The sequence below is a fragment of the Herpetosiphon llansteffanensis genome (assembly GCF_003205875.1).
GTDB lineage: Bacteria > Chloroflexota > Chloroflexia > Chloroflexales > Herpetosiphonaceae > Herpetosiphon > Herpetosiphon llansteffanensis.
This window is the reverse complement of sequence record NZ_PUBZ01000115.1, coordinates 1-12,282: the sequence shown is the minus strand read 5'-3', so window position 1 is coordinate 12,282 and position 12,282 is coordinate 1. Positions and strand designations below refer to the sequence as shown.

The following is a 12,282-nucleotide window of genomic DNA, read 5'->3' as shown; positions in this document are numbered from 1 at the left end:
GGGATTTTGTTTAAAGTATGAAGGATGAGGGATGAAGGATGAAAAGTCAAAAGTCAGAAGTCAGAAGTCAGAAGTCAAAAGCGGGATCATGCCCTCACCCCCAGCCCCTCTCCCACTGAACGCGGGCGAGGGGAGCACCGTTTTAACCAACGAATTGGGGCAGAACCAAGGATTAAAGCCCCTCGCCCGCGCCACGGAGAGGAGTTGAGGTGAGGGGATCAGAATCATGGCTCTAGGCTATGGGCTATCGGAGATTTGGTTCAAAACTAGAGATCCAAAGCCAAAAGCCAAAAGCCTATCGCCTTCGTGCCCTTCGCGTCCTTCGCGGTTTCCGTTCTTCGTGCCCTTCGTGGATCACTACTGCAATTCCTATGTTCTATGTTCTTCTGTCTGCTGCCGTTTGCTGAGTTTTTCTTGTACAATGCAAAGGAATCGCAACCGAATTAGCAGCAAGATTGGAGATTGGCATGGCTAGTTTGAGTGAAGCAATTGGCGCAATTATCAAACGCAAGCGCACCCGCGACCGCTTGACCCAGAATGATTTAGGCGCAAAAGTCGGCGTTTCTGGCTCGTATATTAGCGCGGTTGAGGCGGGCAACACCTCGCCACGAATTGCCGAAGTCGAAGGCGTAGCCCAAGTGTTCCGCACCACCGCCTTGGAAATGATCAGCGAAGCAGCCTCGTCCGAAACCAAAATCTACTCCGATTCACGGCGCGAACAAGAGGCACTACTCTCAATTTTTACCACGCTCAGCCCCGATCGTCGCCAACAAGTCTATGAGTTTGTGCTATTCCAGCGCGATTTGCAAGATCGCAACGATGATAAGCGCAACAATTAACCCAATTGATGGTCAAGAATCTGCTTGTAAGTGCCCTGCATGAGGCAAGCCTCGCTTGGGTGTTTTGGCGCAGCAGCGCTTGATATGCTATGATGCGCCTCGCAACGAAGCAGCATCCGCACAAATACCCACAGGATTTTCCCTCAAAGCCTAGACCGATACAAGGAGGTTTTGCTTGGCAAAAGCAAAAAAAGCCGATAAGAAAATTGGGGTCATGGTTGGGCGTGAATGGTCGTGGCCACCGGCATTTATCGAGGAAGTCAACCGCCGCAATCTTGGCGTAACCGCCGAATATTTGCAATTGGGCGGCACTGCCATGAACGAGCCGAGTGAGTACGCTGTAATCGTTGACCGCATCTCCCACGAAATCCCCTACTATCGCACCTATCTCAAAAATGCTGTGCTTCAAGGCACGGTCGTCGTCAATAATCCATTTTGGTGGAGTGCTGACGATAAGTTTTTTGGCGCATCACTTTCCGATGCAATTGGGGTCAAGCATCCGCGCACCATCGCCTTGCCATCGCATTCGTATGTCGAGGGTGTGGTCGATGAATCGCTGCGCAATTTGATCTACCCGATTCCATGGGAAGCGCATGTCGAGGCCGTCGGCGGCTTTCCGGTTATTCTCAAGCCAGCTTGGGGCGGTGGCTTCAAGCAGGTGTTCAAGCTCTACAACTACGATCAACTCTACGATGCTTATAACACTACCGGCACCGAATGTATGATGCTGCAAGAGTGCATCGAATGGGAAAAATATGCCCGCGTAATGTGTATTGGCAAAGAGCATTTTATGGTTATGAAGTTTGATGCCAATGCGCCATGGCCGCATCGCTACTTCCACGAACCAGGTTTCCTCACTCCCGAAGAGGGTCAACAGGTCTTGGATGGGGCGCGGAAACTCAACGAAGCGCTTGGCTACGATATGAACACGGTTGAGTTTGCAATTAAAGATGGCATTGCCTACGCAATCGATTTTACCAACCCAGCGCCTGATATGGATATTAATTCGCTGACCGACCACTACTTTCCGTGGGTGGTCAACGCCATGGCCGATATGTGTATCGATTATGCCTTAGGCAAGCGCAAACAATCCAAAGTCACCTATCAATGGAACTCGTTGCTCACCGCGAGTAGCAAACCCAAAGCTCGTTCAACCACAACCAATGAATAAGAATGGTTAAGCAAGCGCGAGCATAGCCGGTTTTTGCGTTGGCTATGCTCGTTGCTGCGATTGATGGAGCGGCCTATGTTAGAGCAAGCGATTCGTGATTATCACGCCCTCCTCACGCCCGATCTCGCGCGCGCTTCCCAAGAACGATTGACCAGCCTACAACAACAAGAAAATCTCTTTTTTGGCACGCGACCGTTGTGCAATGTCTTGCGCCCGCATTTTCTCAGTATTGAGCAATCGGGCTTAATTGCCTCGGTTTCGCAATTGGTCGCCGAAGCAGCCCGCAGCGTGGTTGAGTATGCCTTGCGCACGCCCACGGTGCTCGATCTGCTGGCCTTGACCGAGGGCGAGCAACGATTAATTAGCTATGAGCCTGGCTACCGCGAGTTGAGCGTTTCGTCGCGGCTAGATTCATTTTTGACCAGCGATAGTAGCTCGTTTCAATTTGTCGAATATAACGCCGAAAGCCCAGCCGCCATCGCCTATGAGGATATTCTTTCGCAGGTATTTGAGCAATTACCCATTATGCAGGAGTTTCAGCGCCACTATCAGGTTGCAAGTTTGCCAGCCCGTGGGCGCTTGCTCGAAGCATTTTTGGCAATTTATCGCGAATGGGGCGGCAAAGACGATCCACAGATTGCAATTGTTGATTGGCATGGCTTGCCAACGCTCTCCGAGTTTCAATTATTCCAGCAGTATTTTGGCGAGCATGGCTTAAAAACCGTGATTTGCGCGCCAGAAGAATTGCGCTATCACGCTGGCACGCTGTATGCCAATGATACGCCAGTTAACTTTGTCTACAAACGCTTGTTGACGACTGAATTTTTGCAGCGCTTGGGCAACGAAGCCTTCGATCACCCATTAACCCAAGCCTATCGCGATGGCGCGATTTGTTTGGCCAATAACTTTCGCGCCAAATTGCTGCACAAAAAAATGATCTTTGGTTTGCTTTCAGATCCAGCGATTACCAGCGCGGCGGGCATTAGCAAAGCAACCCAACAGCAGCTTGCCCAGCACATTCCATGGACACGGCGGGTAGCTGCTGGACGCACCGATTATGCTGGCAGCGAGGTCGAATTGCTGGAGTTTATCAAGCAAAACCGTGATCGGCTGTTGCTCAAACCAAACGACGATTACGGCGGCCATGGCATTACGATTGGCTGGGAAACCGAGGGCGCAGCCTGGGATTTGGCTGTGGAGCATGCGCTCTCTGAGCCATTTGTGGTGCAGGAGCGGGTGGTCATCGCCTACGAAGATTATCCAGCTATGGTTGATGGTCAATTGCAAATTAGCCAACGCTTGGTTGATACCGATCCATTTTTATTTGGCACCGAAGTTCAAGGCTGTCTAACGCGGCTATCGACCGTGACCTTATTGAATGTGACCGCAGGCGGCGGCTCGACCACACCAACCTTTCAGGTCGCCAAGCAAGGCTAAATCTCAGCGTAGACAAGCACCAAAACATCAACTATCCTAATGGGCATTACCACGAACACCAACCCACCCACAGCCCACTATCAACTGACACACCAACGGGGGAGCTTATGGAATATCGTGATCCGGGGCATCCAAACTTTCCGTTTACGATTGGGATCGAAGAAGAATATCAAATTATCGATCCTGAAACCCGCGAATTGAAGTCGTACATCACCCAAATTCTTGACGAAGGTCAGTTGATTTTACGCGAACAGATGAAGCCAGAAATGCACCAATCGATTGTCGAGGTTGGCACGCACGTCTGTCGCACGGTCGATGAAGCTCGCCAAGAAATTATTCGCTTGCGCGGGGCGATTGGCAGTTTGGCTGCTAGCAAAGGCCTGCGGATTGCCGCCGCTGGCACACACCCGTTTTCATCGTGGCAAAAGCAGGATATTTATCCCCACGAGCGCTATTATGGCGTGATTGAGGAAATGCAAGAAGCGGCGCGGCGCTTGTTGATTTTCGGCATGCACGTGCACATCGGCATGCCCGATAACGAAACCTGCATCGAAATTATGAACGTAGCGCGCTACTTTCTGCCGCACTTGTTGGCGCTTTCGACCTCATCGCCATTTTGGATGGGCCGCAAAACTGGCTTCCAATCGTATCGCTCGATCATCTTCACCAACTTTCCACGCACCGGCATTCCCGACACCTTCCAATCGTATGCTGAATTTGAGCAATACATCAATATTTTGCTCAAAACCCATAGCATCGACAATGGCAAAAAAGTGTGGTGGGATGCGCGGCCACACCCAATGTTTGGCACGCTCGAAGTACGGATTTGCGACATTGCCACCAAAGTTGATGAAGCGATTATGATTGCTGGCTTGATTCAAGCGATTTTTGTTAAAATTTATAGCTTGTTCCGTCAGAACCAAACCTTCCGCGTCTACAGCCGCGCCTTGATCAACGAGAACAAATGGCGGGCTGCACGCTATGGCATGGGTGGCAAGCTGATCGATTTTGGCAAGCGTGAAGAGCTATCAGCCCATGATCTCATGGCCGAGTTGCGCGAGTTTGTCGACGATGTGGTTGATGATCTTGGTTCGCGGGCAGCAATTGATTATATTGACCAAGTGCTGAAGCATGGCACCAGCGCCGAGCGTCAACTGCGAACATATGCCGAAACTGGCGATATTAAAGCCGTGGTCGATCAGCTGATTCGCGAAACCATGGAAGGCGTGCCGGTCGACCAAGCAACTCAAGCAGTGAGTGGCTAAGCTAAATTTCCTGCGCCCCCTCGCCCGCGTTTTCGTAGGCGAGAATGTTCCCTCACCCCCCATCCCCCTCTCCCACGAAAACGCAGGCGAGGGGGAGTACCTGTTTTTCACCACGCAGTCGACAGAACCACGATATTAAAGCCCCTCGCCCGCGCCACGGGAGAGGGGTTGGGGTGAGGGAATACATTAGCTAGAGCTAAGTAATTTGGCGGAAAGCGGTTGGGCCTCGGTACAGGGGAAGCTGGTTCCATACCAAACTACATTTTTATTTGGATTTGGTGTGATTGGCAAACGGGGATCAACATAGCGCGCATAAACCTCGCTTCGAGCCAGCTTACAGCCGCCATGCTGGATAATTTTCAACTCGACGATGCCCTTTGCTCAAAGCGCATAAATGCGTGGAGATGGTTGGTCACGCTTGGTTGCAAGTGCCAACCGCGTTGGGCTAAGGCCTTGATGTAGAAATCTTTAATCTCATTGTTGACAGGCCGTTTTAACACAACATAATACAAAGCTTGGCCATTATGCAGCAGATCAGCGCTATCAGCATAGATGGGAAAATCGTCGATTGGGCCAAGCGCTGCATAGGCTTGCAATGAATCGAACACCATGAGTAACACCAATATCAGAACGCTCCCTCCTATGATTGCGCTAATCCATTTTCTCAGCATCAGGTGCTTCCTTTCAATCGAGTTCGCTATTCCACTCAACTCCGAGTATAGCGATTCGGCAGCCCACCAAGTAGCAGATTTAGAGCAGAATCGTTGCAAGCATGCAGCTAAAAAGCCAAGAGCAGTGCCATAGCACTGCTCAAACGATCGATACCCGATTGAAATTTCTAATAAGTTTGAATGCTTGATAAGGCTACGCATATGACACAACAGCGTGTCAGGCTTGCGCAGATTGCTCTTATCTAGCGCCTCTCACCGCACTAGCTACGAGCCGAGGTAGCGCCTCTCACCGCACTACCAACAAACCCCTTATCAGTAACTCAGACCTCCTTGATTGTCGATGTGTATGTTTTCCAAAGTGCTTCGCTCACGTAGGAGTATAGCAGCGAGCAAGCCTAAAAAAGTCGCAAAAAAGTCGCAGCTTTTGCAACGTGCCTGCGACTTTTGCTCCACGAAGGGTACAAAGGCTATTGGGATTATGATCCACGAAGAGCACGAAGAGCACGAAGAACGGAAACCGCGAAGGACGCGAAGAGCGCGAAGGGCATGCAGGCTATGAAGGCTCTAGGCTATTGGCTCAGAATGACCAACCGATCCCTAGCCCTGACCCCTGACCCCCAATCCCTATGTTCTATGCTCTATGCTCTATGCTCTTCTTTTGACTTTTGATTTTACATCATCCCTCATCCCTCATCCCTCATCCTTCATCCTTCCGTCCCTGATCCCCAGCCCCCAACCCCTATGTTCTATGTTCTATGCTCTTCTTTTGACTTTTGATTTTACATCATCCCTCATCCTTCATCCCTCATCCTTCATCCTTCATCCCTCGCAATACCTGTGCTATACTGCTGAGTAACGCAATGCTGCAACGAGTGTGGAATCGTGGAAGTTCTGGAGGGCGCGATGAGGCTCCTGTCGGTTAGTGACGAAGTAGTTAGCATGTTGCAAACATCGGCGCTGCACCAACGTGTAGGGGCGATCGATGCGATTGTCGGCTGTGGTGATTTACCACCAAGTTACCTTGAGTATCTGGTTTCGATGCTCAATGTTCCCTGCTTTTACGTTAACGGCAATCATGATGCGCCTGAGCAGCATGAAGACGGCAGAGTTTCGACCAAACCACAGGGCTGCGATGACCTCGATTTGCGGGTTGAAATGGTGAATGGGATATTAATCGCGGGGGCTAGCGGCGTGTTACGCTATCGCCCAGGCGAACATCAATATAGCGAAGCTGAATGGGCTTGGCGCATGACCATGCTTAGCGCACGGGTCTTTTTCGCCCAAATGCGCCATCGCCAGCGGCTTGATGTGTTAATTACCCACACACCACCAGCAGGCTTGCACGATGGCATTGGCGCACATCGCGGGCCGCAAGCGCTACGGCGCTTTATTGATCGGATTGCACCACGCTATGTTATTCATGGCCATGTGCACTTGAATTATGGCTATGGCGACCAACGGCCTTTGCAATATGGTGATACACTGATTGTAAATACCCATGGCTATCGCTTGCTCGATATTGAGCCAATGGCGGCCTTGAGCAACGCCAGAGCCAGTTAATCATGATCTCAAGGTTGAACAGTATGCAACGACGCTCCCCATTGGGGGCGTTTTTTCTTTGGGAGTCAGCAATGCTAACGTATTTGGTAACATTAACCATTATCGTCGATCGGGCAATCTACGAACCGCATTTGCCTGATCATTTAGCATATTTGGCCCAGCTCAAAGCCGCTGGCCACTTGTTGCTCTCTGGCCCCGCCACCGACCGTCGGGGTGGCTTTGTCTTATTGCAGGCCGATTCGTTGGCAGCTGCAAGAGATCTTGTCGAAGAAGACCCATTAGTAGCACGTGGTTTGGATTCCTACGAGATTCGCGAATGGCGCATCACTGAGGGCCAACCACAGCAGATTGTTCCATCGTGGTAACAACAACAATCTAGCAAACACACACAACGGTGTCATTTTAGGCCAAGCTCGCCGACACCAAGGAGGAACTTAAGATGGGCTACAATCAATGGATCGATCAGCAAGTTGATAGTGATTTTCAAAAAGCGCGATTTAGCGCCTTTCTGAATGCCATAAAAGCGCGGTTGCGCGACGAACCCCAAACGCTTTTGCCATTTGAAGAGGTTCGCGCTCGCCTAAATATTCGCAGCCAAACCGACCGTGGCATGCAAATCGTGCCCTTGGCTTCAATTATTGGCAGCGAAGGCCGCTATAGCGATTTCGACCGCCAGTTTTTGCCGCGCCACGAAGTAACCAAAGCCCGTTGGAAAAACGTCGATCGGGCGCATTATAGCGATGTATTGCTGCCGCCAATCGAGCTGTATCAAATTGGCGAGGTCTATTTTGTGCGCGATGGCAATCATCGAGTTTCGGTTGCCCGCCAACAAGGCCAAGATTTTATCGATGCCCATGTGATCGAATTGCTGAGCGATGTGCCAATCAAGCCAAGCATGACCCAAAATGAATTAAATCAATTGGAAGAACGCTCAGATTTTTTGGAATGGACCAATTTGGCCCAACTGCGGCCAGAAGCGCAATTTATCGAGCTAACCAAGCCCAGCGGCTATTTGGACTTGATTCGGCATATCAACGGCCATCGCTATTTCAAATCGTTGGAGCTTGGCGAAGACCCAAGCAGCGAAGAGGCGATTTTAAGCTGGTACGACAATATTTATAAACCATTGATCGACGAAATTTATGCTACTGGCATTTTGGCGGCCTTCCCTGAGCGCACCGCCACCGACTTGTATCTGTGGATTATGGATCATCGCCATTATCTGACCCAAACCGAGGGGATTGATCCCGGTCCGAAAACTGCCGCGATCGACTATACGCGCCATTATGGCGAGCGCAAAAATCGAGTGAAGTTGCCTGATCCGCCAAGTGCGGTTGAAATAGAATTTTTGCATTGGAGCAAGCTTAATCTGCTGCGCCAAGATGTGCGTGTGCCGCTGAGCAACGACAATGATTATGCCCGCATCAAATTGCATGTGATCGATCATCAATATTTTATGGGCAAAGATCTCGATCGTGAAGTGACCTTCGAGGAAGCAGTGCAAAGCTGGTATGACACGGTGTATCGCCCAGTTACCCAAGCGATCGCCCAGCAACACATTGGCGAGATGTTTCCCAAGCATACGATTGGCGATTTGTATTTGCTAATTACTGATTATTTGCATATGCTGCGCGGTCAAGGCGTGGAAATTCAGCCAGTGCAGGCGGCGCGTGAATATGCAGAACGCTTTGGCAGCGAACGCAGCGCCTTTTTAACTGGCGTGCTGCATCGGGCACGACGCTTGATGAAACGAGCCTTTGCAACAACTTAGTTACACAGTTGTGACCTAATTTTCAGCATTGAAGCCCTGGTTGTGCGCTATAATGACCCCACAGGATAGCCCAACCATGGGCTTTTTGTTTGAGTAGGTTCCATGCAAATAGCTTTAGTTCACGATTATTTGAATCAATATGGTGGCGCGGAACGGGTGCTCGAAGTGTTGCACGCCATGTTTCCGCAAGCCCCAATCTATACATCAATTTACGATGCTGAGGCCATGCCCAACGAGTATCGCAGTTGGGATATTCGCACCTCGTTTATGCAAAAGCTACCAGGCTGGCGCAAACATTTTCGTAAATATTTCTTGCTCTATCCCAGCGCGTTCGAGCATTTCGACCTCAGCGCCTACGATTTGGTCATTAGCTCATCGAGCGCCTATGCCAAGGGCATCATTACCAAGCCCGGCGCGCGCCACTTGTGCTATTGTCACACGCCAATGCGTTTTGCATGGCGCACCGACGATTATGTCAAACGTGAGCAAATTAGTGGCATTTTTGGGGCGATTCTGCCCTTCTTCCTGACCTATTTGCGCTTGTGGGATGTGCAATCGTCGGCCCGCGTTGATCGTTTTATTGCCAACTCGCGCACGGTTGCCGATCGGATTGGCCATTTCTACAAACGCCCTTCAACGATCATCACGCCGCCAGTTGAATTGCAGCCATTTGCGCCGCAGCCAACAGAAGATTTTTATTTGGCAGGCGGGCGCTTAGTGCCCTACAAACGGCTTGATTTGGCGATCAAAGCCTGTACCAAGCTTGGTTTGCCCTTGGTGATCTTTGGCGATGGCCGCGATCGGGCAGAGCTAGAAAAAGTTGCTGGCCCAAGCGTGCGTTTCGTCGGCAAAGTCGATGATGCAAGTTTGCGCAGTTTATACGCCCGTTGTCGCGCCTACTTAATGCCAGGCGAAGAAGATGCAGGCATTCAGCCGCTCGAAGCCATGGGCGCAGGCCGACCAGTCATCGCCTACAAAGCAGGCGGCGCACTCGATAGCGTAATCGAAGGCCAAACTGGGCGCTTCTTCAGCCAACAAACGGTCGAAGATTTAGCCAATGCCATCCTTGCCAGCCAAAACGATCATTACGATCCAACGGCAATTCGCGCTCATGCCGAGCAATTTGCCCGCCCAGCCTTCGAGGCACAGATTCGGGCTGAAATTGAAATGCTGCTAAGTTAGAGCATAGAACATAGAACAGAGAGCATAGGAGTTGGGGGCTGGGGGTCGGGACGGAAGGATGAAGGATGAGGGATGAGGGATGAATGTTAGAGCATAGAACATAGAGCATAGAACATAGCCTTGGTTGAGAAATCAAGTTTAACGCAGAGGCGCAGAGGTAAAATGGCGATGGGCTGAAGGCTCTCGGCTAGCGGAACATTTTTGTATTTACATGATCTTACATCCCATAGCCAATAGCCTATCGCCTATCGTCCTTCGCGTTCTTCGCGGTTTCAGCCCTTTGTGACCTTCGTGTCCTTCGTGGATCAAATAAGGAAAAATTATGGAATTACGCCGATATTTTGCGATTGTCCAACGTTCGTGGTGGCTGGTGCTTGGTGTGCCGCTGCTCGTGTTGTTGGTTTCGCTGCTCAGCTTTCAGCCTGATCCACAGCGCTATCGGGCTAACGCCAAGTTTGCCATTACCCACGCGCCGGTTGGCGGCAACGAAGTGCTGCCCGACATGAATATTTACAATTCGTGGCAAAGCACCCAATTTATTGTTGATGATTTGCCGGGCGTGGTGCGCTCCGAAGCCTTTGCCCAAGCAGTCAGCATATGGATTGCCAGCAATCGCAATCTGCAACTCGACGCTGGTGCAGTCAAAGGCATGATCACGGCAGTTGAGCAAGAGCATCGCATTGCCACAATTCTGGTTGATGCTGATACTGCTGATCAAGCCACGGCGATTGCTGCTGGCAGCATTGCAGTGCTCGACGAACAAGGCTTGCAATGGTGGAATCGGGCGCAATGGGGCACGTTGGCGGTCGAAACCCTCGAATTGCCAACCACGGCTACGGCACTTAGTCGCTGGCCTCAGCCAATCACCCGTTTGGCGTTGCGCTTGGTTTTGGCCTTGGTGGCAGGGTTTGGCTTGGCCTTCTTGCGCCACTACCTCGACCGTACCGTGCGCGAACAGAGCGATTTGGCCCAGCTGAATGTCCCAGTGCTCGTCGCTATTCCAAAGGAGTCGTAATGCTTCGACCACAAGATTACTTAGCAATTTTGTTCCGGCGCTGGTGGGTGATTGTGCTGATTGGTTTTGCCAGTGCTGGTGCAGCCTACGGGTTTAGCAAATTGCAAACGCCTTTGTATCGCGCCCAAACGACCTATAATGTCATCACCAGCCGCTACGATCAGGGTTTGACTATGCAATTGCCGAGTGTGATGGGCAACTGGCCTGGCCAATTGACCGATGCGCGCTTGCAAGAAATTAGCAATCAATTGCAATTGGATCGCACGCCCGATTATTTGCGCAAATATATTGCAATTCAACCGCAGCCCGATCAATTGCTGCTGACGATCAACGTCGATTATCCCGATGCCAAAAAAGCCGTCGAATTGGCCGATGCCTTGGGCGAAACGCTCAAAAGCGAAGTTGCTGGCTTGAATGCGCTACGCTTGAGCACCGATGCAATTAATATTCGCGTTCAGCAACCAGCCAAATATATTGAACTGGCCTCGCCAAAAACCAAAATTAACGTGTTAGCTGGCGGAATTTTGGGTGGCATCATCGGCATTTTGGTGGCCTTTGCGCTTGAATATTTCGATGATCGGATCAAATCCAACAACGATATTGAACGCTGGACAGGCCTGCCAACCTTGGGCAGCATTCCCGAACATTAAGCGTCGGCCTGAGCCAACCAATTAGATAGAGGTAGTTACTGTGGCATTAGATTTAATCACGTTGCGCGATCCACGGGCCGCCGCCGCCGAAGCCTATCGCACCTTGCGTACCAATATTCAATTTTCATCGATTGAGCGCAAATTGCATACGATTTTGGTTACGAGCAGCGTGCCTGACGAAGATAAAAGCATTGCGCTGGCCAATTTGGCCGTTACCTTTGCCCAAGCAGAGCAACGGGTGATTGTGCTCGATTGCGATTTGCGGCGGCCTAGCTTGCACAGCTTGTTTGGGGTAAGCAACGATCGCGGCCTGAGCCAAGCGATGAGCCAAAACAGCGATTTGCCGCTGCTCAAAACCGAAATTGATGGCTTGCAAATTTTGCCTGCTGGGGCAACCCCACCCAGCCCAGCAGATTTGCTTAGTTCCAAGCGCTTCGATAGTGTGCTGCGCGATCTCAAGCAACAAGCAGATATTGTGTTGATCGATGCGCCGCCAGTGTTGGCAGCCAGCGATGCAGCCTTGTTGGCGACCAAAGTCGATGGCGTGGTGCTGGTGACGCGGGCTGGCAAAACTCGCCGCGATAGTGCACGCGAAGCTGTAGCCTTGTTGCAACGGGTCAATGCGCACTTGGTTGGGGTGGTTTTGACCAACGCCAAACTGGAACGCGAACGCTACGCTCGCTATTAAAGGATAGGTTTAATTCCCCTCACCCCCCAGCCC

Annotated in this window: 12 protein-coding genes; 11 read left to right on the top strand and 1 reads right to left on the bottom strand. The window is 51.0% G+C overall.

The features are described 5' to 3' along the window. The first annotated feature begins 467 nt into the window (after positions 1-467). From C5S61_RS18410 to C5S61_RS18395, 4 genes are all read left to right on the top strand, one after another. The gene (locus C5S61_RS18410; RefSeq protein WP_054535662.1) at positions 468-839 is read left to right on the top strand and encodes a helix-turn-helix domain-containing protein; all 372 of its coding nucleotides are present in this window, start codon (positions 468-470) and stop codon (positions 837-839) included. Between the two features lie 175 nt (positions 840-1,014). Beyond that, the gene (locus C5S61_RS18405; protein WP_110517292.1) at positions 1,015-2,010 is read left to right on the top strand and encodes an ATP-grasp domain-containing protein; all 996 of its coding nucleotides are present in this window, start codon (positions 1,015-1,017) and stop codon (positions 2,008-2,010) included. Positions 2,011-2,085: 75 nt separating this feature from the next. Then, positions 2,086-3,447: a hypothetical protein gene (locus C5S61_RS18400; RefSeq protein ID WP_110517290.1), complete on the top strand. Its 1,362-nt coding sequence runs from the start codon at positions 2,086-2,088 to the stop codon at positions 3,445-3,447. Positions 3,448-3,554: 107 nt separating this feature from the next. Beyond that, entirely contained in the window at positions 3,555-4,712 is a 1,158-nt protein-coding gene (locus C5S61_RS18395) for a carboxylate-amine ligase (protein WP_110517288.1), read from the top strand. Between the two features lie 359 nt (positions 4,713-5,071). Here C5S61_RS18395 and C5S61_RS18390 read toward each other — a convergent pair whose 3' ends face one another. Further along, positions 5,072-5,323 (bottom strand): hypothetical protein, encoded by a 252-nt coding sequence (locus tag C5S61_RS18390; protein ID WP_110517286.1) that lies wholly within the window; start codon positions 5,321-5,323, stop codon positions 5,072-5,074. Between the two features lie 999 nt (positions 5,324-6,322). Here C5S61_RS18390 and C5S61_RS18380 point away from each other — a divergent pair. The 7 genes from C5S61_RS18380 to C5S61_RS18350 all read left to right on the top strand — a co-directional run bounded on the left by C5S61_RS18380 (position 6,323) and on the right by C5S61_RS18350 (position 12,249). Then, positions 6,323-6,943 (top strand): metallophosphoesterase, encoded by a 621-nt coding sequence (locus C5S61_RS18380; protein WP_164689620.1) that lies wholly within the window; start codon positions 6,323-6,325, stop codon positions 6,941-6,943. A 71-nt stretch (positions 6,944-7,014) separates the two neighbouring features. Next, positions 7,015-7,308 carry a YciI family protein gene (locus C5S61_RS18375; protein ID WP_054535657.1) on the top strand — a complete coding sequence of 98 codons (294 nt, stop codon included), beginning with the start codon at positions 7,015-7,017 and terminating at the stop codon, positions 7,306-7,308. A 74-nt stretch (positions 7,309-7,382) separates the two neighbouring features. Then, positions 7,383-8,714, top strand: coding sequence for a P-loop NTPase family protein (locus C5S61_RS18370; protein WP_110517279.1), 1,332 nt, complete (start codon positions 7,383-7,385; stop codon positions 8,712-8,714). Positions 8,715-8,816: 102 nt separating this feature from the next. After that, the gene (locus C5S61_RS18365) at positions 8,817-9,896 is read left to right on the top strand and encodes a glycosyltransferase (RefSeq protein ID WP_110517277.1); all 1,080 of its coding nucleotides are present in this window, start codon (positions 8,817-8,819) and stop codon (positions 9,894-9,896) included. Positions 9,897-10,218: 322 nt separating this feature from the next. After that, complete coding sequence (locus C5S61_RS18360) at positions 10,219-10,911, top strand: YveK family protein (protein WP_110517275.1); 693 nt, start codon at positions 10,219-10,221, stop codon at positions 10,909-10,911. Then, positions 10,911-11,561, top strand: a complete 651-nt coding sequence (locus C5S61_RS18355) for a YveK family protein (protein ID WP_110517273.1) — start codon at positions 10,911-10,913, stop codon at positions 11,559-11,561. The genes C5S61_RS18360 and C5S61_RS18355 overlap by 1 nt, the downstream gene beginning before the upstream one ends. Positions 11,562-11,601: 40 nt before the next feature. After that, entirely contained in the window at positions 11,602-12,249 is a 648-nt protein-coding gene (locus C5S61_RS18350; protein ID WP_110517271.1) for a CpsD/CapB family tyrosine-protein kinase, read from the top strand. Positions 12,250-12,282 lie beyond the last annotated feature (33 nt).

Excerpts from the sequence above, each read along its gene's own strand:
- C5S61_RS18410 (WP_054535662.1), top strand. The coding sequence starts at position 468 with ATGGCTAGTTTGAGTGAAGCAATTGGCGCAATTATCAAACGCAAGCGC.
- C5S61_RS18400 (WP_110517290.1), top strand. The coding sequence starts at position 2,086 with ATGTTAGAGCAAGCGATTCGTGATTATCACGCCCTCCTCACGCCCGAT.
- C5S61_RS18395 (WP_110517288.1), top strand. The coding sequence starts at position 3,555 with ATGGAATATCGTGATCCGGGGCATCCAAACTTTCCGTTTACGATTGGG.
- C5S61_RS18390 (WP_110517286.1), bottom strand. The coding sequence starts at position 5,323 with ATGGTGTTCGATTCATTGCAAGCCTATGCAGCGCTTGGCCCAATCGAC.
- C5S61_RS18380 (WP_164689620.1), top strand. The coding sequence starts at position 6,323 with ATGTTGCAAACATCGGCGCTGCACCAACGTGTAGGGGCGATCGATGCG.
- C5S61_RS18375 (WP_054535657.1), top strand. The coding sequence starts at position 7,015 with ATGCTAACGTATTTGGTAACATTAACCATTATCGTCGATCGGGCAATC.
- C5S61_RS18370 (WP_110517279.1), top strand. The coding sequence starts at position 7,383 with ATGGGCTACAATCAATGGATCGATCAGCAAGTTGATAGTGATTTTCAA.
- C5S61_RS18365 (WP_110517277.1), top strand. The coding sequence starts at position 8,817 with ATGCAAATAGCTTTAGTTCACGATTATTTGAATCAATATGGTGGCGCG.
- C5S61_RS18360 (WP_110517275.1), top strand. The coding sequence starts at position 10,219 with ATGGAATTACGCCGATATTTTGCGATTGTCCAACGTTCGTGGTGGCTG.
- C5S61_RS18355 (WP_110517273.1), top strand. The coding sequence starts at position 10,911 with ATGCTTCGACCACAAGATTACTTAGCAATTTTGTTCCGGCGCTGGTGG.